Genomic DNA, 17,590 nt, shown 5'->3' with positions numbered 1-17,590 from the left:
ATGAACGCCACCACGATCTGCCTCGTCATGGGCCTGTCCCTCGGGTTCGCCGCCGCTTTCGGCGGGCTCGGCGCGTTCGCTGTGGTGCTGATCTTCGGTGGCCTCGGCCTGCTGATCGGGCGCTGGCTCGACGGTGAAGTCGATCTGTCCGGGCTGCTGCGGTCGGCGCAGGATCGGAGCAGGCGGTGACCAGCGCCGCCACCGAGCTCGCAGGCGTCACCGCGCGTCCCGAGGCCACCGAATTGCCAGGGGCGACGACGATCGACGAGCGCGTCGTACGGCGCATCGCCGCTCGGGCCGCGACCGAGGTGGCCGGGGTCGAACCGGATGTGCGGGTGCGCGCCGAGGTCGTCGGGACCGGCGCCACCCTGCACGTCCGGCTGCCGGTCCGCTATCCGTCGCCGGTCGCGCGCGTCACCGACGCGTGCCGCGCGCACCTCATCGCCAGGACCGAGGCGCTGACCGGTCTGACCGTGCCACGGGTCGACATCGAGGTGTCGGCCATGGTTCCCGAACCGCCGGAGAGGAGAGTCCGATGACGCGTCGCCCCCGCCGGGTCGTCCCGGCCGTCGTCGTCGCGCTGGCGCTGCTCGGCGCCGCCGTGCTCGTCGCGGTGTCGCTGATCCAGCGGCTCACCGGGTCACGGGAATGGGTTTCCTACGACAGCCTCGCCACCCGGCTGCACGACACGTCGTGGGACAGCGTGTGGGTGCTCGGTGCGGGTGCGGTCCTCGCCGCGGTGGGGTTGGCGCTGCTCGCGGTCGCGGTGACGCCGGGCAAGCCGGTGGTGCTCGCGCTGGAACCCGGTGACGATCTCGAGGCCGGGATCGCTAGGCGCAGCCTGCGGCACGCGCTCACTGATGCCGCGGGCGCCGTCGACGGTGTCGAGAAGGCGCGGGTCCGGTTGCGCCGCAAGAAGATCCACATCGCGGGGCACACCCGTCACACCGCCGAGCGGACCGCTGAGAACCTCGGCACAGCCGTGTCCGCCCGGCTGGACCGGATCAGGCCGGCCGTTGTCCCCCGCCTGCGCACCAGCCTGCGCACGATCGGACCAGGAGGTACGCGATGACCGTCGTCAACCGGCCCGCCCGGCTCAATCGCGGACTGCTCGGGCTGCTCGGCCTCTCGCTCGCCACGGCGGGCGGGCTGCTGATCGCGGCACACCTCGGTGCCTTCGCCCGGATCTCGCGCGATTCACCGCTGGTACCCGGAACGGCGGAACCACCGCGCTGGGTCTTCTTCCTCGCTGTGGCGGGAGCCGTCGTCCTCGCGCTCGCCGCGTTGCGGTGGCTGGCCGCCCAATTCACGCGCCTGCCCAAGCAGACGGTGTGGCAGCTCGGAGACTCCACCGACCAGGGGTACACCCGCCTCGGTTCCGCTACCGCCGCCGAACCGGTTGCCGCCGACATCGAGACCTACGACGGGGTCCGATCGGCCACCGCCCGGCTCTCGGGCACAAAGCTGGCACCCGATCTGCACCTGCTGGTCGAGACCGACCCCGACGCCGATCTGACCGCATTGCGCAAACGGATACTCGGTCACGCCGTTCCCCGGTTGCGAACGGCCTTGGAGCTCAGCGCGATTCCGGTGAGCGTCGAGTTCCGGATCGCCGATCGCGGCAGAACCAAGCGCGCCAGGTAGCCGAAAGCCCCGCACGGCGAGTGCGGGGCTTTCGTGTGCCGAGCCGAGGGCTACCGCCCGCGGGTGCGGATCATCAGGGCAGGACCTGGGGAACGGCTTCCGGGATGACCAGGCCGATGACTGCGCCGATGACCGCGCCGGTGATGGCGGTGGAGATCACGCCGGGGATGGCGCAGAAGACGTAGCCGATGATGAACGCGGCCAGGGCCGGGACGCACAGGATGGCGGCGGCGATCGCACCGATCGTCGCGCCCGCGGCGGCACCGTTCTGGACCGGGTCGTGGTTGGCGGCGGCCGGGTCGGTGGCGATGTTCTTCAGCTCGGTGCTGGTGTCGGCCGACAGCGCGGGGGCCATCGACACGCTCTTGCCGTCGGCCGAGACCACAGAGGCGACCGCGATGGCGTTGCCGTCGACGGTGTTCAGCTTCAGCGGCACCTCACCGACGGTGACGCCCTCGGCGGAGACCACGGTCAGCGCGTCGGGGGTGAGCACGAAGCGGCCGTTCTCGACGGTCGCGGAGATGGTGCGCAGGTCGGGCGAGACGGCGCTGCGGAAGTCGACACCACCCTCGGAGACGACGCTGGACAGGCCCGTGGCGATCTGCGCCTGACGCTCGGTCACGTCGGCGGCAGCGGTGCCCGCGGTGACCAGCGAGGTGGCGACGGCCAGCGGCAGCGCGGCGACGAACGCGCGACGACCCGCACGGGTGATGGTGTGGCGGAACATGAAAATGTCTCCCTCCCGATGCCTCCGGCGACCCCCGAACCCCCGGACGAATCGAAAAAATCTCGATGTCGATTGACTCGAGAGTTGTACCGAACAGAACAGCTGCGAAACCGGAACTGTGACACAGCACATAGCATTCGGGGGTTAACAGTCTCGATGAGTGGGAAATGGTGTTCCTCAACGAACTCTCAGACAACCCCCACGACCCGCACCGAACTGTCCCGATACCGTCGCGGCTGTGATCCACACACGCGCCCGCCTGCTCTGCCTGCTCACCGCCGTCCTGCTCACCGGTGCCACCGTCGCCGCCTGCGCCACAACGGATTCCGCGCCGACCGGGATCGCATTGGTCAACGCCGACACCGGACCGACCGGTGAACGGGTCGCCGAGGCGGTACAGGAGGCGGGCGGCTACGAGTGGACGCTCGCGAAGCCCGGCGAGGTCGATCCCGGCGACTACGCCGCGGTGATCACGCTGCCCGCCGATCTCACCTCGGCCATGGCCACCCTCGCCACACCGACACCGCAGCGCGCCAAGGTCACCGTCACCACTCACGAAGGCGCCGACCAGGGCACGGTGAACGGCGCGGTCGACGTGGTGACTCATCGGATCGGCGCGTCCGGCGTGGATGCGGCGCTCGCGGCGGTGTCGCAGGCGCGCAATCAGATGACCTCGGTGCAGTTCACCGCCCAGCTCCTGAGCGCGGGCGTGAACGCGGCCGCCGATGGGGCCGACCAGTTCAGCGGTGGAGCGGAGCAGTTGCTCGGCTTCCTCGACTTCGCCAAACAAGGTGCGGGACAGCTCACTTCGGCGATCGAGTTGCTGAACCAGACCGTCGACGGTGCGGCACTGCAGGCCACCCAGCTCGCCGATGCCCTCAGCTCCACCGGCGTGACCATCGCGGGCGTGCAGAACAGCGCGGCCGCCCTCGGCACCGGTCTCGACCAGATCCTGCCGCCACTGAAGGCACTCCCCTTCGCCGCCGACCCCCAGCTGGCCGGCATCATCACCAAACTCGAGGCGCTCCAGGCGGTCTCGAACCAGGCGGGCACCCAGTTGGCCGGTCTGAGCGAATTGACCGGCGCCGCAGTAGATCCCAACACCGACCTCGGCACGCTCCTGCGCACCGTCGTCGCCCGCCTCAACAGCGCCCGCGACCAGCTCACCCAGGGCGCCGCCCTCGCCAAAGACCTCCCCACCCTCGCCGAACAGGGCGGCGCCCAACTGGTCTCGGCCATCGAACAACTCACCGGCGGCGTAGGCGCCCTGCAGAACATCGTCGGCAACCTCAACACCCAAACCAGCAAGGCACTCGAAGCCCTCCCCCCACGCGGTCGATCGCAACAATCCGCCTTGGCCCTCGCCCTCACCGACCCGGTCGAGGTCGTCCACGAGTAGCTGCCCGATACCACACCAGTCGGTAAGCTCTGCCTATGACGATCCAGGCCGTGGACTCGCTACCCCACCAGATGACGGAAGAGCAGTACCGTCAGCTTCCCGAGGACATCTCGCGGGAGATCGAGGTGGTGCACGGACACGTCATTCTCTGCGAATCACCGACGCCCGAACACAACCGCGTCGCCCGCCGCCTGGCAGGTGCCATGGAAGACCTGCCGAGCACCGAACCGTGCATTCGCGTGGAGACCGACATCGATCTGGTGCTCTGGCGGGTCCCGAAATTCACCTTCCGCCGACCGGATGTGACGGTCTACCGGTGCCTGGAGCAACCAGGAGACAAACCGGAGGCGGGCGATGCGCTGATCGTCGTCGAGGTGTCCTCGCCGTCGACAGCCGCCGAGGACCTCCTCGACAAGAAGGCACAGTACGCGCGAGTCGGCATTCCGCTCTACCTGGTCGTCATGCTCGATACGAAATTCGGGATCGCCGAGGTACTCGAATTCCGGCTCGACGCCCACGCCCGTGAGTACCGGCTGCACCAGATCCACCGGGAAGGGTTGCTTCGGCTCGAGCATGTGATCGTCGGGGATATACCGTTCGACGAACTGATGCGCTGAAACCCGTGCGGCCCGGTCGAAGTCGACCGGGCCGCAGGGGTTTCGGGGTCAGGGCAGGATCTGGGGGATGACGTCCGGGGCGGCTACGCCGACGATGGCGCCGATCAGGGCGCCTACCAGGGCGTTGGGGAGGCCGACGAGGCCGACACAGGGCAGGTAGAGGATCATCGTGGTGATCATCGGGATGCAGACGACGGCGGCGGCGATCAGGCCGATGCCGGCGCCGATGGCGGCGGCGTTCTGGACCGGGTCGGGGAACTGGGCGGCAGGGTTGGTGGCGATGGTGCGCAGTTCGGCCGTCGCGGCGGGGGTGGGCCGCGGGGTCACCGTGAGGCTGTGACCGTCGGCGGCGATCTCGGTGGCGAGGGAGATGAGGTTTCCGCCCGCCGTGGTGAACGAGGTGGGGATCTGCCCGGTCTGCTCGCCCGCGGCCGATTCGACGACGACACCCTGCGGGCCGAGCACGAAACGACCTTCGGACAGCGAGGCCGACACGGTGCGCAGATCCGGGGCGACGGTCGTGCTGAACCCTTCGCCGGTGCTGGCCAGCCCCTGAGCGAAGCGCACCTGATCGGATTCAGCCGAAGCCGTCCCGGCACCGACCACGCTCACCGCGACGGCGACGGGCAGCACGGCGGCCAGCGCGTGACGGACAACCTTGTGGTGGAACATGATCGAGAATCTCCCTCCCGAATCACCCGGGCAGCCGGGCCCCGGACGAATCGAACAAGTCACTGTCATGGACAACGCATTGGAAACGAGACACACGGGGAGCTATGGCTCCGGTCACACCCGCCGCACATTACCCCGATGCCCGACCGGGCCGCGCCACGGGTCGCCGCAGCCCGTAAGCTGACGCGCGGGAAGGGGGGGCAGGATGATCGAAACCGGCTCTGGTACACACAATGTCGCACCCACCGGACCGGTGCGCCCGCCGGGCGGCTCGCCCGGCGTCGGCTGGATCGTCGTCGGCCTCCTGGTGCTCGTCGCGGCCCTGATCGGCGGATCGGCAGGCGCGGTGGCCATGTTTCGCGAACCTGCGGCTCCCGTGGCGCTGCCGGGCGAACCCGCCGTCCTGCCCCAGGAGGAGGCCCGACTCGCGGCCTGCGCGATCACGCGGATGATGGTGACTTATCACCACAGCGACCTGGACGGCTACTTCGAGCAGATGCGGGCCGGTTCCACCGGCGAATTCCACGACCAGTTCGTGGAGGGCGCCGCCGGGCTGCGGGCGGCGATGGAGACCGCTCAGGTGTCCTCGACGGTCGAGGGCGAGCCGGAGTGTCTGTCCAGGTCCGGCGCGGGCACCGAGTACGTCGTCGTCGCCATCGTCGGTCAGCGGCTGACCAACGGCACCGCACCCGACGGTCGTTCGCAGCGCACCACCTTCGCACTGACCATGCGCAAGGTCGACGACCGCTGGCTGGCCGCCGCGATCGACAAGGTGTGAAACGTCGGCGGCCCGTGTCTCCCTGGGGAAACACGGGCCGCCGGTAGCTCAGCTCAGTTGGCGTCGAGCAGGTCGATCACGAAGACCAAGGTCTTGCCCGACAGGTGGTGACCCGCACCGACCGGACCGTAGGCCAGCTCCGGCGGGATGGTCAGCTGGCGTCGGCCGCCGACCTTCATCCCCGGGATGCCGTCCTGCCAGCCCTGGATCAGGCCGCGCAGCGGGAAGGTGATGGATTCACCACGGTCCCAGGAGGAATCGAACTGCTCGCCGGTCTCGAACTCGACGCCGACGTAGTGGACCTCCACGGTGCCGCCGGGCACAGCTTCGGCGCCTTCGCCTTCGATGATGTCCTTGATGACGAGCTGGGAGGGCGGCGGGCCCTCCTGGAATTCGATTTCCGGCTTGGTCATTGCGGGCTATCCCCTTCGATAGTGTGCGTTGTCCAGATGACTAGCGGTTGTCGATCGCGCGGTAGTCACGCTCACCGTAGCCGGTGTAGATCTGGCGCGGCCGGCCGATCTTGAGCGGCTCGGAGTGCATTTCACGCCAGTGCGCGATCCAGCCGGGCAGCCGGCCCATTGCGAACAGCACGGTGAACATCCGGGTGGGGAAGCCCATCGCGCGGTAGATGACGCCGGTGTAGAAGTCGACGTTCGGGTACAGGCGACGCGAGACGAAGTAGTCGTCGGTGAGGGCGGCCTCTTCGAGCTGCTTGGCGATGTCGAGCAGCTGGTCGTCGCCGCCGATCTTCGACAGGATCTTGTCGGCGGCCTGCTTGACCAGGGTGGCGCGCGGGTCGTAGTTGCGGTAGACGCGGTGCCCGAAGCCCATGAGCTTCACGCCGTCTTCCTTGTTCTTGACCTTGCGGATGAATTCCTTGACGTCGCCGCCGTTGGCCTTGATCTCGTCGAGCATCTCGAGCACGGCCTGGTTGGCGCCGCCGTGCAGCGGGCCCCAGAGCGCGTTGATGCCACCCGACACCGAGGTGAACAGGTTGGCGTCGGAGGAGCCGACGAGGCGCACGGTCGAGGTGGAGCAGTTCTGCTCGTGGTCGGCGTGCAGGATCAGCAGCATGTCGAGCGCGGCGGCGACCTCGGGGTCGACCTCGTAGGGCTCGGCCGGGAAGCCGAAGGTCATCCGCAGGAAGTTCTCGACCAGCGACAGCGAGTTGTCGGGGTAGAGGAACGGCTGACCGACCGACTTCTTGTACGAGTACGCCGCGATGGTCGGCAGCTTCGCCAGCAGGCGGATGGTCGACAGCTCGACCTGCTCGGGATCGCGCGGGTCGAGCGAGTCCTGGTAGTACGCCGACAGCGCGTTCACCGCGGACGACAGCACCGGCATGGGGTGCGCGTTGCGCGGGAAGCCGTCGAAGAACCTCTTCAGGTCCTCGTGCAGCAGGGTGTGGCGGCGGATGCGATCGGTGAAGTCGTCGAGCTGGGCCTGGGTCGGCAGCTCGCCGTAGATGAGCAGGTAGCTCACCTCGATGAAGGTCGAGCGGCCCGCGAGCTGGTCGATCGGGTAGCCGCGGTAGCGCAGGATGCCCGCTTCGCCGTCGATGTAGGTGATGGCCGACTTGGTCGACGCGGTGTTCATGAAACCGGGGTCGTAGGTGACGTAACCGGTGCTGGCCAGCAGCTTGCCCAAGTCGAGTCCGTCGTTGCCCTCTGCGGCCCTGGTGACCGAGATCGGGAACTCGCCACCGGGGTACTGCAGTACCGCCTTGGCGTCATCGGCGACGTTGGTGATGTTCTCAGCGGGCACGGAAGGATCCCTCTCAGGCTAGTTGAGATTCTCGCCGAGCCCTGAAACCCGGCGCCGAACCGTGCGCCGTTTGCGGTCGGCAGACGGCGCGCTTGGTGTAACGCTAACTCTTGTCGGCCGTGGATGAGCAATCAGGGTTGGCCTGGGCTGTGCTCACACCGGGGCGAATCCGTGGTGAGGTGCTCCACCTGCGCGGATCCGGGTTCGCACGGCGCGCGGCGGGGCCGGAACCGGTGGTCACGGCCCGAACTCGCCCACTACCCGCGTCGACCGTGTATTTCCTTGTCTCCCAACTTATTCGGCGACAACCTCGGCGTGCGCGCGAGCCACGCGGTAGCGAACGAAAGCGGGGAAGGCCAACGCGGCGAGAAGCACCCCGATCACCACGAGGACGCCACCACCCGCGGCGGCAACAGCAGTACCCAAGCTCGCGGCGGCAAAACCGTGGGCAACATCACCGACCCGCGGTCCACCGGCGACAACCACGATGAACACCCCCTGCAGCCGACCGCGCATCTCGTCGGTCGACACGTTGAGCAACATCGCCGTCCGGAACGCCGCCGACACCATGTCGACCGCACCGCCGAGCGCGAGGAACGCCAGCGCGATCCACAACCACACCCCCAGCCCGAACAGATGCCCGGCCAGGCCGACCGCGACGCCGAAACCGACCATCGCCACGCCCCAGATCGCGATGCACACGATCACCGCCAACCCTTGCCTGCGCACCCGGGGCACCCACCCGGAGAACACCCCACCGAGCACCGCGCCCGCCGAGATCGCCGCGAACAACAGACCGAGTGCCACACCGCCCTCGGCCGGATCGTGGAAGGTCTCGTGCGCGATCTGCGGGAACAGCGCGCGCGGCATGCCGAACACCATGGCGATGATGTCGACGACGAAGGAGGCGAGCAGGATCCGCTGCCCGGTGAGGTAGCGGAAGCCGTCGATGACGGCGCGCAGACCGGCCCGGCGCTGCTCACCGCTCGGCGGGAAGGCGGGCAGGCGGCACACTGCCCACAGGGTGGCGAGCAGCGCGATCGCGTCGAGCAGGTACAGCGTCGGCAGACCGAGCACGGGGATCAGCACACCGGCGAGGACCGGTCCGGCGATCATGCCGACGTTCTGCACCGTCATGCTCAGCGAACTGGCGGCGGCGATCTGCTCGGGCGGCAGCAGCCGGGCGATCAGGGCGCTGCGGGTCGGCTGGTTGACCGCGAAGAACGCCTGCTGGGTGGCGAACAACCCGAGCACGAGCCACACGTTGTTCAGGCCGAGCGCGGCCTGCACCCAGAACGCGACCGCCGTCGCACCGGTGCCCGCGGTGGTGATGACGAGCAGGGTGCGCCGGTCCATCACGTCGGCCAGCGCGCCGCCCCACAGCCCGAACACCACCAGCGGAATCAGGCCGAACAGTCCGGCCAGACCCACGTACCCGGAGCTGCCGGTGATCTGAAAGATCTGCTGCGGCACCGCGACTACCGACAGCTGCGCGCCGATGACGGTGACGATGTTGGTCGTCCACAGCCTGCGATAGTCGCGATTTCGCAGGGGCCGGGTATCGGCGAGCAGTTTCACGCGCCGGAGATTAGCCAGTTGCGCTGAAACGTCCCATGTTTGCGCTCGGTGAGATATCCCACCGTCAGGGTTGCAGGCGCAGAACCGTCGTCCGTTCGCCGTCGATGCGGACGACGATCCGGTTGTGCAGCCGTCCGTGCCTGCCCTGCCAGAACTCCACCTCGTCGGGTCGCAGCAGATAACCACCCCAGTGCGGCGGGACCGGGATGTCGTCGACATCGGCGAACCGGGCGGTGGTCTCGGCCAGGGCGCGATCGAGGTCGGCGCGGGTGGCCGCGGGCCGCGACTGCTGCGAGGCCCAGGCGCCGAGCCGGGATTCGCGCGGCCGGGTCTGCCAGTACGCCTCGGTGACCTCGGGCGCGACACGTTCGGTCACGCCGCGCACGTGCACCTGTCTGGCCAGCGACGGCCAGACGAAAGTGGCCGCCGCGTACGGGTCGGCGGCGAGCTGATTGCCCTTGGCCGAGTCGTAGTTCGTATAGAAAACGACACCCTCGGGTGAGAGGCCCTTACACAGCACCGTGCGCGCCATCGGCCGTGGCGCCGGTCCGGCGAGCGAGACGGTGGCCAGCACCATCGCGTTCGGTTCGGCCACCCCGAGGGTGCCCGCCTGTTCGATCCAGCGGCGCAGCAGCGGCTCCCAGCCACCGGCCACCCACGACTCGTCCAGATCGGGTTCGGTGGTGCGCACCGCCCGCGGATCGCCGTAGTCGACACGCATCGTGCTCAGGTCGACAGCGCCGGAAATCGCGGCGTCGGACAGGGTTACGGAAGGCTGCGCGGCGGGCTCGGTCGCGGCCGCCGAGGACGGGTCGAGTTCACGCATAGGGGCGACGTTACTCCGCAGTACCAGCGGGTCTATCGTTGCGAAAGATCGGCCTGCCCCTGCAAGGAGAGTCACCATGACCGCGAGCTCGGTACCACAGGATTTCGTCAGCGGATTGGAAGGCGTGGTGGCCTTCACCACCGACATCGCCGAGCCCGACAAGGACGGTGGCGCCCTACGGTATCGCGGCGTCGACATCGAGGATCTGGTCGCCAACCGGGTGACTTTCGGTGACGTGTGGGCGCTGCTCGTCGACGGTCAGTTCGGCCGCGGCCTGCCGCCCGCCGAACCGTTCCCGCTGCCCGTGCACACCGGCGACGTGCGCGTCGACGTGCAGGCCGGCTTGGCGATGCTCGCCCCGATCTGGGGTTACGAGCCGCTGCTCGACATCGACGACGAGACCGCCCGCGAGAACCTCGCGCGCGCGTCGGTGATGGCGCTGTCGTATGTGGCGCAGTCCGCGCGCGGCATCTACCAGCCCGCCGTTCCGCAGCGCAAGATCGACGAGTGTTCCACCGTCACCGAGCGGTTCATGACCCGCTGGAAGGGTGACCCGGACCCGCGCCACACCGAGGCCATCGACGCCTACTGGGTCTCGGCCGCCGAGCACGGCATGAACGCCTCGACCTTCACCGCCCGCGTGATCGCCTCCACCGGCGCCGACGTGGCGGCATCGCTGTCGGGCGCGATCGGCGCCATGTCGGGCCCACTGCACGGCGGCGCGCCCGCCCGCGTGCTCCCGATGATCGAGGAAGTCGAAAAGACCGGCGACGCACGGGCTCTGGTGAAGGGCATCCTCGACCGCAAAGAGAAGCTGATGGGCTTCGGCCACCGCGTCTACCGCGCCGAGGACCCCCGCGCCCGCGTCCTGCGCGCCACGGCCAAGCGCTTGGCCGCCCCCCGCTACGAAGTCGCCGCCGCCCTCGAGCAGGCCGCCCTCGCCGAACTGCGCGAACGCCGCCCCGACCGCGCCATCGAAACCAACGTCGAATTCTGGGCCGCGGTCATCCTCGACTTCGCCGAGGTCCCCGCCCACATGATGCCCGCCATGTTCACCTGCGGCCGCACCGCAGGCTGGTGCGCCCACATCCTCGAGCAGAAGCAGCTCGGCAAGCTCGTCCGCCCCGCCGCCATCTACACCGGGCCGGGCCCCCGCAAGCCGGAGGAAGTCGCCGGCTGGTCCGCCATCGCCGACTGATCCCCACTCCCCCGACCGGGCACCGACTTAACGGTGCCCGGTTTCTTGTTGACCAGGTGACCTCCTGCCCGCGCCGAAGCATGTAGTAATACCGTAGCGCGGCCGTAGCACCAGGGCTAACCTGGAGAAATGACCACACCGGCCGAGTTGCCAGAGATTCCGCAGCGAGAGTTGCGCAACGATGCGAGCAGGGTGCTCCGAGATGTTCGGGGTGGCCGGTCCTACACCATCACCGTGGATGGAACACCCGTAGCGGATCTGATTCCCCACCGGCATCAGCGACGGCGCACCACCGTGCCGCGAGCTGAAGTGCTTGCGGCCTTCGCCGGGCTGTCGACTTCGAGCGCGCAATGGTCTACCGACGCCGAGAGCGCCATCGACGACTCCCTGTACGACCCTTACGACCGCGCCTACCGACGAGGAGAATTCGCCCCGGAAGACTCCGAGTGATGGCCGCGGACACGCGTGGGCTGGTCGACACCAACGTGGTCATCCTGCTCGACGAACTGGAGCCGTCCGAACTGCCCGACGAGCTGGCAATCAGCTCGGTCACGATGGCCGAGCTGGCAGCTGGACCCCACTACGCACCCGACCCGGGGGAACGCGCTGTCCGAATCGAGCGCCTGCAGAACGCCGAGGCCCTGTTCGATCCGCTGCCCTTCGATACACGGGCTGCCCGACGCTACGGGCACATCATCGCGGCGGTACTCACCGCAGGGCGAAATCCGAAGCCGCGTCGCATCGATCTGATGATCGCGTCGATCGCATCAGTACACCAACTGCCGCTATACACGGTGAACCCCAAGGACTTCTCCGGCTTGCAAGGCCTTCTAGAAGTCCGCACTGTGACGCACCCGCACAGGCGATGAAGTGCGTTCACTTAGGTCGACCACCAGATAAGCCAGAGAAATACACACCGTTCCGTACCAATCTTGGCGTTGGTACATGATTCGCTGCGGAGATCAGAACTCCCAGGGTCGCGGCTTCGCTGCGCGTCGCACCTTCACGTCACCACAGCAATTCTGCCCTCGCGGGCTCAATTGCCCTGTGCGCGACCACGAACGCGTATGCCGATGAGTCAGCTCAGGGAGGTGAAGTCGAGGGCTACGGACTTTCCTCGGTCGACGGTGAAGAAGGCGGCTTCCAGGCGGGTGCCCAGTTCTATTTGGCCGACGGCGGTCAAGGGGACGGGTTGGATGAGGCGGACTCGCCAGGGGGTTGGTTCGTCCCAGGCTCGGAGTTCCAGGTCGAGACGTAGGACCGGGTCTTCGCGGGCGGTGTAGTCGGTGGCTATGGGGGCTACGGCGAGGACTGTGGCTTCGGCGCGGCGGCCGTTGGCGAGGATCTTGGCGGTGGAGCCGGGGGTGGATTTCGTTTGTTCGGGGAGGTACAGGACGACGCGGTCGGGGTCGCCGGGGTCGACGCGGCAGCCGATGGTGTCGCCGGGGCGCATCCATTCCAGGTCCTGGCTACGGATCCGTTGCCGTACGCGCACGTCGTAGGGCAGCTCGTCGGGCAATTGGACCCGCACGCTGAACCGGTAGCCACCCTCGCCCCGGCGCGACCACACCGACAAGACGGTGGCACTTGCGGGCAGCCCTCTGAGCAGCAGTTCCCGGCGAGCTCCCTCCGACAGCAAGCCCGGCCGCCGCCCGAAAACCCACAGCCACCGGTCGAGCAGGTTCCGTCCCGAATCGACCGCGAGCAGAGTCATAGCGGAAGAGTACTGCCAACTACGTTGGCGCCAGGGCAAATTCCCCGCACCCGGACCGGTGACCCGCCGGACAGAGCATCCGGACGTCGATAACGCGGAGCACCGAGAGGCAGCTTCCACGCACAACCGGCCAGTCGGCGGGCGGGGGCGTCGGCAGGATCCCAGGTCGGACGTGGGGCGGCTCACAGACCCGCACCCACCGCGACCACCGTCATCCGCCCACCACTAAACTCCCCCGCATGACCAGTGCGTTCCCGACAATTCCCGCCGACCTCAAGCCCGCCGACGGACGGTTCGGCTGTGGCCCGTCCAAGGTCCGCCCGGAGCAGCTGCAGTCGCTGGTGACTGTCGGCGCCTCGGTCTTCGGCACCTCGCATCGCCAGAAGCCGGTCAAGGACGTGGTGGCGCGGGTGCGCAACGGCCTGCGCGAGCTGTTCTCGCTGCCCGAGGGCTACGAGGTGGTGCTCGGTAACGGTGGCACCACCGCGTTCTGGGACGCGGCCGCCTTCGGCCTGATCCGCGAGCGTTCGCTGCACCTGACCAACGGCGAGTTCTCCTCGAAGTTCGCCTCGGTCGCCAAGGGCAACCCGTTCATCGGTGACCCGATCGTCGTGTCGTCGGAGCCGGGCAGCGCCCCCGAGCCCGTGTCGGACCCGAGCGTCGACCTCATCGGCTGGGCCCACAACGAGACCTCGACCGGTGTGTCCATCCCGGTGTCGCGTCCGGCCGGTTCGGAGAACGCGCTGATCGCCATCGACGCCACCTCCGGCGCGGGCGGTCTGCCGGTGAACATCGCCGACTCCGACGTGTACTACTTCGCCCCGCAGAAGTGCTTCGCCGCCGACGGTGGCCTGTGGGTCGCGATCATGAGCCCGGCCGCGCTGGCCCGCGTGGAGGAGATCAAGGCCTCGGGTCGCTGGACCCCGGAGTTCCTCTCGCTGCCCGTCGCCATCGACAACAGCACCAAGGACCAGACCTACAACACCCCGGCCATCGCCACCCTGCTGCTGTTCGCCGACCAGATCGAGTGGATGAACACCAACGGCGGCCTGGACTGGACCGTGAAGCGCACCCTCGACTCGTCCTCGCGCCTCTACACCTGGGCCGAGCAGAGCTCCTTCGCCACCCCGTACGTCACCGATCCGGCGCACCGTTCGCAGGTCGTCGGCACCATCGACTTCGACGATTCGGTCGACGCCGCCCAGGTAGCGAAGATCCTGCGGGCCAACGGCATCGTGGACACCGAGCCGTACCGCAAGCTGGGCCGCAACCAGCTGCGTGTGGGCATGTTCCCGGCGATCGACCCGGAAGATGTCTCCCAGCTGACCCGCTCCATCGACTGGGTAGTCGGTCAGCTCTGAGATAAGACCGCAATCGGGCCGGTGCCCGGCGAACGCATTTCCGCGTCGTCGCGCACCGGCCCTTTGCGTGTTCGCAAAAGTTGCATTGTTCGAACGGACTTTTCGGGCAATATTTGATGTTGATCTATCACCAAAACGCCTGTACACGACCAGGATTCGCGCGGGGAGCTGATCAGATTAGCCGTCTGGGGTGCCCGCGTGCGCGATTTGGGCGTGCGTGTCTGCTGCCGCGGCCAAGTAATGTGCACTACTGTCTAGGAAAGTGGGCGGTGTCCTAACAGACGGAGCCGACGCGATAGGGAGGTAACGGTGCGTGAACTTCGAGTGATCGGGGTGACGCCCGACTCCACGCACATCGTGTGCAGCGACCTCGAGTCCGGCACCAAGTTCCGGCTGCCCGCCGACGACAAGCTCCGCGCGGCGGCGCGCGGCGACCTCGCACGATTCGGCCAGATCGAGATCGAAATGGAAGCGTCTATGCGTCCTAGAGATATCCAGGCCCGTATTCGCGCCGGCGCGTCCGTCGAGCAGGTCACGGCGGAGTCCGGCATGCCGGCGAGCAAAGTCGAGCGGTTCGCCTATCCGGTGCTGCTCGAACGTGCTCGCGCCGCCGAACTGGCGCAGAAAGCCCATCCGGTGCGGCCGGACGGTCCGGCGCTGGAAACGCTGCACGAGATCGTCACCGCGGCCTTCGCCGAGCGCGGGCACACCATCGAACACGCCGAATGGGATGCCTGGAAAGACGAAAAGGGGTTCTGGGTCGCGCAATTGCAGTGGCGCCACGGGCACTCCGAGATCGCCGCGCACTGGCGCTACCAGCCCGACGCGCACGGCGGTTCGGTCTCCCCGCTCGACGACCCGGCCAACGACCTGATCGATCCGGATTTCGGTCGCGCCCTGCGTGGTCTGGCCACCATGCCCGCACCGTCGGCCCCGGTGGTCGAGGCGCCGGTTCCGGTGGAGCCGCGTCCGCGTGAGCCGATGACGCCCGCGCCGCGCCCGCAGAGCCGCCCGCAGCCCGCGCTGGACGAGTACTACGAGCAGCGTCAGGTCGCGGCAGGCGGTGGGACGGCGGCCATTCCGGCCAAGCCTGCGCCGACGGCCATGCCCGCCTCGCCGATGCCTGCCTCGCCGATGCCTACCGCACCGATGCCGACCGCACCGATCCCGGCGGCACCCAAGCCCGCCGCGCCGATTCCGGCGGCGACGGCCCCCGATGCGCCCAGCGAGCCCGCCACACCGGCGCCGCCCGCCGCGCAGCAGGACAAGCCCGCCGCCAAGCCCGAGCCGGAAAAGCCGAAGCCCCCACGCAACAAGCGCGGTAAGGCACCGATGCCGTCCTGGGAAGACGTCCTGCTGGGCGTACGCAGCTCCGGCAACTGACTGTGCACCGGCGGCCCCGAGTTCTCCCGAGAACTCGGGGCCGTGCTGGTCGACAGCGGGGTCGAGCGCACGCCCGGCGCGGCGGCAGCCACCGCACCGCGGGTTCCGATAACAGTCGGAGGTGACACGTGAAATCGGCTTCCACGCTCTGGTATGTCGATACCGCTGATCCCGCCGCCGTCCTGCGCGAGCGGCCCGCGTCCGATCCCGGTGCCGCGCAGGCACTGGCGGGTGAGCTGTACGCCGACAACGATGTTCGCCCGATCGTGGTCGGAACACTCGACGGCTGCGCTGGTCCGGATCGCGACGAGGTCTATATCGGGTGTTATCCCGGGGTGACGGTCGTGTGCACCGCCGAGGCCGCGTTGATCGAGCCGACCAGATTGCCCGATCTGCTCGTGCGCCCGCTCGCTTCCGAACACACCTACCTGATCTCGTTCGACACCACCGTGCACTGGGGCGCGTTCGCCCACTGGGAACGTGGGGAATTCCGGCGCTCGTTCAGCTCGACCAGGGTCGACATCCTGGAGAACGAGGGACTGCCCATGGTGTGGGAGCGCGAGTTCTGGGCGGGAGACCATCCGGTGCCGTGGGATCGGGACGACCGGCCGGGCCCGCAATCGCTGCCCTTCGATCCACCCGATTTCGCCGACGCGGCCAATGCTCATTGGCTCGGCTTCCGCTACCTCGAGGCACCCAGGCTAGGCGACCTGCCCGTCTGCGGATTCACGCTGTATCCGAAAGGCCGGGCGCCCGAACCTGTGTCGACCGCGCCTCCCCGGCGCGGTCTGTCCCGCTGGCTGCGCAGGCCCGGTCGGCTAGCCGACGACCAGGTAGACCAGTAGCGCGATCCAGCCGAGCGCCACGCCGACCACCGCCCCCGCGAGCACCCAGCGCACGACCGGCGTGCACCGCCACCGCCACACGGTCGGCGCGACACCGACCACCGCGATCACGTTCACCGCGATCGCGAGCAGCGGATGCACATCGGCGAGCGCGACACCGAACGCGTACACCGCTACCGCGCCGAGCGCCGCGACGAGCGCGATCACCGTGCCGCCCAACGCCCACGGCACCGAACCCGACCCCGCCCGACAGGGCCCGTCCGGGCTCATGACGTGCGGACTCGTTCATAGAAGGCCATCGCGGCAGCCGTGGCGACATTGAGCGAATCGGTGCCGGGCGACATGGGGATACGTGCGCGAATGTCGGTGGCGCGCATGGCCTCCTCGGTCAGGCCGGGGCCCTCGGCGCCGAGCAGCAGGGCTACCCGCTCGCCCGTCATCGCGGTCGCCAGGTTCACCGCCGCCGGGTTCGGGGTGAGCGCGATGATCTGAAAGCCGTGCTCCCGCAACAACTCCAGCCCACCCGGCCACTGCGGAATCCGGGCGAACGGAACCCGCAGCACGTGCCCCATCGAGACGCGGACCGAACGCCGGTAGAGCGGGTCGGAGCAGCGGTCGCCGAACAGCACCGCGTCGGCGCCCAGCCCGGCCGCGTTGCGGAACATCGACCCCAGGTTCTCGTGATCGTTGACGCCCTCCAGCACGGCCACCGTGCGCGCACCGTCGAGCGCCTCGTCGACGGTCAACTCGGCCGGGCGCGACGCGACCGCGAGCACACCGCGATTCAGGTGGAAGCCGACCACCTGGGCCATCACCTCGGCCGTCGCCTGGTAGTAGGGCACATCGAGGCCCGCGAGGTCGGCGGCGAGGGCCTCGTAGCGCTTGGCGACACCGAGCAGCGCACTCGGGGTGAAACGCGAGTCGAGCATGCGCTGCACCACCACGACCCCCTCGGCGATGACCAGTCCCTTGCGGCCGGGCAGGTCGGGCCTGCGATCGGCGGAGGACAGATCACGAAAGTCGTCGACACGCGGGTCGGCGGGATCGTCGATGGGAATTACTTCGGCCACCGGATCATCCT

General features: G+C 68.6%; 22 protein-coding genes. 13 read left to right on the top strand and 9 right to left on the bottom strand.

Annotated elements, in window-relative coordinates; genetic code table 11:
• From NI2_RS19070 to NI2_RS19055, 4 genes are read left to right on the top strand one after another with little or no spacing between them, the layout of a single operon-like run.
• Positions 1-189 (top strand): hypothetical protein, encoded by a 189-nt coding sequence (locus tag NI2_RS19070; RefSeq protein ID WP_067492453.1) that lies wholly within the window; start codon positions 1-3, stop codon positions 187-189.
• Positions 186-539 (top strand): Asp23/Gls24 family envelope stress response protein, encoded by a 354-nt coding sequence (locus NI2_RS19065; protein WP_084476526.1) that lies wholly within the window; start codon positions 186-188, stop codon positions 537-539. The genes NI2_RS19070 and NI2_RS19065 overlap by 4 nt, the downstream gene beginning before the upstream one ends.
• A complete protein-coding gene (locus NI2_RS19060; RefSeq protein ID WP_067492452.1) occupies positions 536-1,072 on the top strand; it encodes a DUF6286 domain-containing protein in 537 nt (178 codons plus the stop codon). The genes NI2_RS19065 and NI2_RS19060 overlap by 4 nt, the downstream gene beginning before the upstream one ends.
• A complete protein-coding gene (locus tag NI2_RS19055; RefSeq protein ID WP_067492451.1) occupies positions 1,069-1,644 on the top strand; it encodes a hypothetical protein in 576 nt (191 codons plus the stop codon). Before NI2_RS19060 ends, NI2_RS19055 begins: the two co-directional genes overlap by 4 nt.
• A 73-nt stretch (positions 1,645-1,717) precedes the next feature.
• Here the strand turns inward: NI2_RS19055 and NI2_RS19050 are convergent, their stop codons facing one another.
• Positions 1,718-2,371: a DUF8020 domain-containing protein gene (locus NI2_RS19050; RefSeq protein ID WP_067492449.1), complete on the bottom strand. Its 654-nt coding sequence runs from the start codon at positions 2,369-2,371 to the stop codon at positions 1,718-1,720.
• 238 nt (positions 2,372-2,609) lie between these two features.
• On the opposite strand from NI2_RS19050, the gene NI2_RS19045 reads away from it, so the two are divergent.
• Positions 2,610-3,770 (top strand): YhgE/Pip domain-containing protein, encoded by a 1,161-nt coding sequence (locus tag NI2_RS19045; protein ID WP_067492447.1) that lies wholly within the window; start codon positions 2,610-2,612, stop codon positions 3,768-3,770.
• Between the two features lie 35 nt (positions 3,771-3,805).
• Positions 3,806-4,387 carry a Uma2 family endonuclease gene (locus NI2_RS19040; RefSeq protein ID WP_067492445.1) on the top strand — a complete coding sequence of 194 codons (582 nt, stop codon included), beginning with the start codon at positions 3,806-3,808 and terminating at the stop codon, positions 4,385-4,387.
• Between the two features lie 48 nt (positions 4,388-4,435).
• Here the strand turns inward: NI2_RS19040 and NI2_RS19035 are convergent, their stop codons facing one another.
• Positions 4,436-5,059 carry a DUF8020 domain-containing protein gene (locus tag NI2_RS19035; RefSeq protein ID WP_067492443.1) on the bottom strand — a complete coding sequence of 208 codons (624 nt, stop codon included), beginning with the start codon at positions 5,057-5,059 and terminating at the stop codon, positions 4,436-4,438.
• A gap of 205 nt (positions 5,060-5,264) precedes the next feature.
• Here NI2_RS19035 and NI2_RS19030 point away from each other — a divergent pair, with 205 nt between their 5' ends.
• The gene (locus tag NI2_RS19030) at positions 5,265-5,837 is read left to right on the top strand and encodes a hypothetical protein (RefSeq protein ID WP_067492441.1); all 573 of its coding nucleotides are present in this window, start codon (positions 5,265-5,267) and stop codon (positions 5,835-5,837) included.
• Positions 5,838-5,890: 53 nt separating this feature from the next.
• On the opposite strand, the gene NI2_RS19025 is transcribed toward NI2_RS19030, so the two are convergent.
• The 4 genes from NI2_RS19025 to pdxH all read right to left on the bottom strand — a co-directional run bounded on the left by NI2_RS19025 (position 5,891) and on the right by pdxH (position 9,930).
• Entirely contained in the window at positions 5,891-6,250 is a 360-nt protein-coding gene (locus NI2_RS19025; RefSeq protein ID WP_067492438.1) for an FKBP-type peptidyl-prolyl cis-trans isomerase, read from the bottom strand.
• Positions 6,251-6,290: 40 nt separating this feature from the next.
• Positions 6,291-7,604 carry a citrate synthase gene (locus tag NI2_RS19020; RefSeq protein ID WP_084457266.1) on the bottom strand — a complete coding sequence of 438 codons (1,314 nt, stop codon included), beginning with the start codon at positions 7,602-7,604 and terminating at the stop codon, positions 6,291-6,293.
• A 294-nt stretch (positions 7,605-7,898) separates the two neighbouring features.
• Complete coding sequence (locus tag NI2_RS19015; protein ID WP_174552217.1) at positions 7,899-9,182, bottom strand: MFS transporter; 1,284 nt, start codon at positions 9,180-9,182, stop codon at positions 7,899-7,901.
• Between the two features lie 64 nt (positions 9,183-9,246).
• The gene (pdxH, locus tag NI2_RS19010; protein ID WP_371851991.1) at positions 9,247-9,930 is read right to left on the bottom strand and encodes a pyridoxamine 5'-phosphate oxidase; all 684 of its coding nucleotides are present in this window, start codon (positions 9,928-9,930) and stop codon (positions 9,247-9,249) included.
• 154 nt (positions 9,931-10,084) lie between these two features.
• Between pdxH and NI2_RS19005 the strand changes: the two genes are divergently transcribed.
• The 3 genes from NI2_RS19005 (at position 10,085) to NI2_RS18995 (ending at position 12,075) form a co-directional block, all read left to right on the top strand.
• The gene (locus NI2_RS19005; protein ID WP_067492434.1) at positions 10,085-11,206 is read left to right on the top strand and encodes a citrate synthase 2; all 1,122 of its coding nucleotides are present in this window, start codon (positions 10,085-10,087) and stop codon (positions 11,204-11,206) included.
• A 129-nt stretch (positions 11,207-11,335) separates the two neighbouring features.
• Entirely contained in the window at positions 11,336-11,656 is a 321-nt protein-coding gene (locus NI2_RS19000) for a type II toxin-antitoxin system Phd/YefM family antitoxin (RefSeq protein ID WP_067492432.1), read from the top strand.
• Complete coding sequence (locus NI2_RS18995) at positions 11,656-12,075, top strand: type II toxin-antitoxin system VapC family toxin (protein WP_067492430.1); 420 nt, start codon at positions 11,656-11,658, stop codon at positions 12,073-12,075. The genes NI2_RS19000 and NI2_RS18995 overlap by 1 nt, the downstream gene beginning before the upstream one ends.
• Positions 12,076-12,284: 209 nt before the next feature.
• On the opposite strand, the gene NI2_RS18990 is transcribed toward NI2_RS18995, so the two are convergent.
• The gene (locus NI2_RS18990) at positions 12,285-12,920 is read right to left on the bottom strand and encodes a hypothetical protein (RefSeq protein WP_067492428.1); all 636 of its coding nucleotides are present in this window, start codon (positions 12,918-12,920) and stop codon (positions 12,285-12,287) included.
• Between the two features lie 239 nt (positions 12,921-13,159).
• On the opposite strand from NI2_RS18990, the gene serC reads away from it, so the two are divergent.
• The 3 genes from serC to NI2_RS18975 all read left to right on the top strand — a co-directional run bounded on the left by serC (position 13,160) and on the right by NI2_RS18975 (position 16,509).
• Positions 13,160-14,281, top strand: coding sequence for a phosphoserine transaminase (serC, locus tag NI2_RS18985; protein WP_067492426.1), 1,122 nt, complete (start codon positions 13,160-13,162; stop codon positions 14,279-14,281).
• A gap of 309 nt (positions 14,282-14,590) precedes the next feature.
• Entirely contained in the window at positions 14,591-15,664 is a 1,074-nt protein-coding gene (sepH, locus tag NI2_RS18980; protein ID WP_067492424.1) for a septation protein SepH, read from the top strand.
• 128 nt (positions 15,665-15,792) lie between these two features.
• Positions 15,793-16,509: a DUF6928 family protein gene (locus NI2_RS18975; RefSeq protein ID WP_067492422.1), complete on the top strand. Its 717-nt coding sequence runs from the start codon at positions 15,793-15,795 to the stop codon at positions 16,507-16,509.
• Here the strand turns inward: NI2_RS18975 and NI2_RS18970 are convergent.
• Positions 16,483-16,779, bottom strand: a complete 297-nt coding sequence (locus NI2_RS18970; RefSeq protein WP_067492420.1) for a DUF2537 domain-containing protein — start codon at positions 16,777-16,779, stop codon at positions 16,483-16,485. The two genes, NI2_RS18975 and NI2_RS18970, sit on opposite strands and share 27 nt — an antisense overlap.
• A complete protein-coding gene (locus NI2_RS18965; protein ID WP_133733954.1) occupies positions 16,776-17,579 on the bottom strand; it encodes a TrmH family RNA methyltransferase in 804 nt (267 codons plus the stop codon). Before NI2_RS18965 ends, NI2_RS18970 begins: the two co-directional genes overlap by 4 nt.
• Positions 17,580-17,590: the final 11 nt, after the last annotated feature.

Source organism: Nocardia ignorata NBRC 108230, from assembly GCF_001612905.1.
In the GTDB taxonomy this organism is placed as follows: Bacteria; Actinomycetota; Actinomycetes; order Mycobacteriales; family Mycobacteriaceae; genus Nocardia; species Nocardia ignorata.
This window is presented reverse-complemented; position numbering and strand designations above follow the sequence as displayed.

What these genes read in the sequence shown, in the direction of transcription:
- NI2_RS18995 (WP_067492430.1), top strand. Translation starts at nt 11,656, where the DNA reads ATGGCCGCGGACACGCGTGGGCTGGTCGACACCAACGTGGTCATCCTG.
- NI2_RS19035 (WP_067492443.1), bottom strand. Translation starts at nt 5,059, where the DNA reads ATGTTCCACCACAAGGTTGTCCGTCACGCGCTGGCCGCCGTGCTGCCC.
- NI2_RS19070 (WP_067492453.1), top strand. Translation starts at nt 1, where the DNA reads ATGAACGCCACCACGATCTGCCTCGTCATGGGCCTGTCCCTCGGGTTC.
- NI2_RS19000 (WP_067492432.1), top strand. Translation starts at nt 11,336, where the DNA reads ATGACCACACCGGCCGAGTTGCCAGAGATTCCGCAGCGAGAGTTGCGC.
- NI2_RS18990 (WP_067492428.1), bottom strand. Translation starts at nt 12,920, where the DNA reads ATGACTCTGCTCGCGGTCGATTCGGGACGGAACCTGCTCGACCGGTGG.
- NI2_RS19005 (WP_067492434.1), top strand. Translation starts at nt 10,085, where the DNA reads ATGACCGCGAGCTCGGTACCACAGGATTTCGTCAGCGGATTGGAAGGC.
- NI2_RS19030 (WP_067492441.1), top strand. Translation starts at nt 5,265, where the DNA reads ATGATCGAAACCGGCTCTGGTACACACAATGTCGCACCCACCGGACCG.
- NI2_RS19025 (WP_067492438.1), bottom strand. Translation starts at nt 6,250, where the DNA reads ATGACCAAGCCGGAAATCGAATTCCAGGAGGGCCCGCCGCCCTCCCAG.
- serC (WP_067492426.1), top strand. Translation starts at nt 13,160, where the DNA reads ATGACCAGTGCGTTCCCGACAATTCCCGCCGACCTCAAGCCCGCCGAC.
- NI2_RS19060 (WP_067492452.1), top strand. Translation starts at nt 536, where the DNA reads ATGACGCGTCGCCCCCGCCGGGTCGTCCCGGCCGTCGTCGTCGCGCTG.
- NI2_RS19040 (WP_067492445.1), top strand. Translation starts at nt 3,806, where the DNA reads ATGACGATCCAGGCCGTGGACTCGCTACCCCACCAGATGACGGAAGAG.
- NI2_RS19050 (WP_067492449.1), bottom strand. Translation starts at nt 2,371, where the DNA reads ATGTTCCGCCACACCATCACCCGTGCGGGTCGTCGCGCGTTCGTCGCC.
- NI2_RS19055 (WP_067492451.1), top strand. Translation starts at nt 1,069, where the DNA reads ATGACCGTCGTCAACCGGCCCGCCCGGCTCAATCGCGGACTGCTCGGG.
- NI2_RS18970 (WP_067492420.1), bottom strand. Translation starts at nt 16,779, where the DNA reads ATGAGCCCGGACGGGCCCTGTCGGGCGGGGTCGGGTTCGGTGCCGTGG.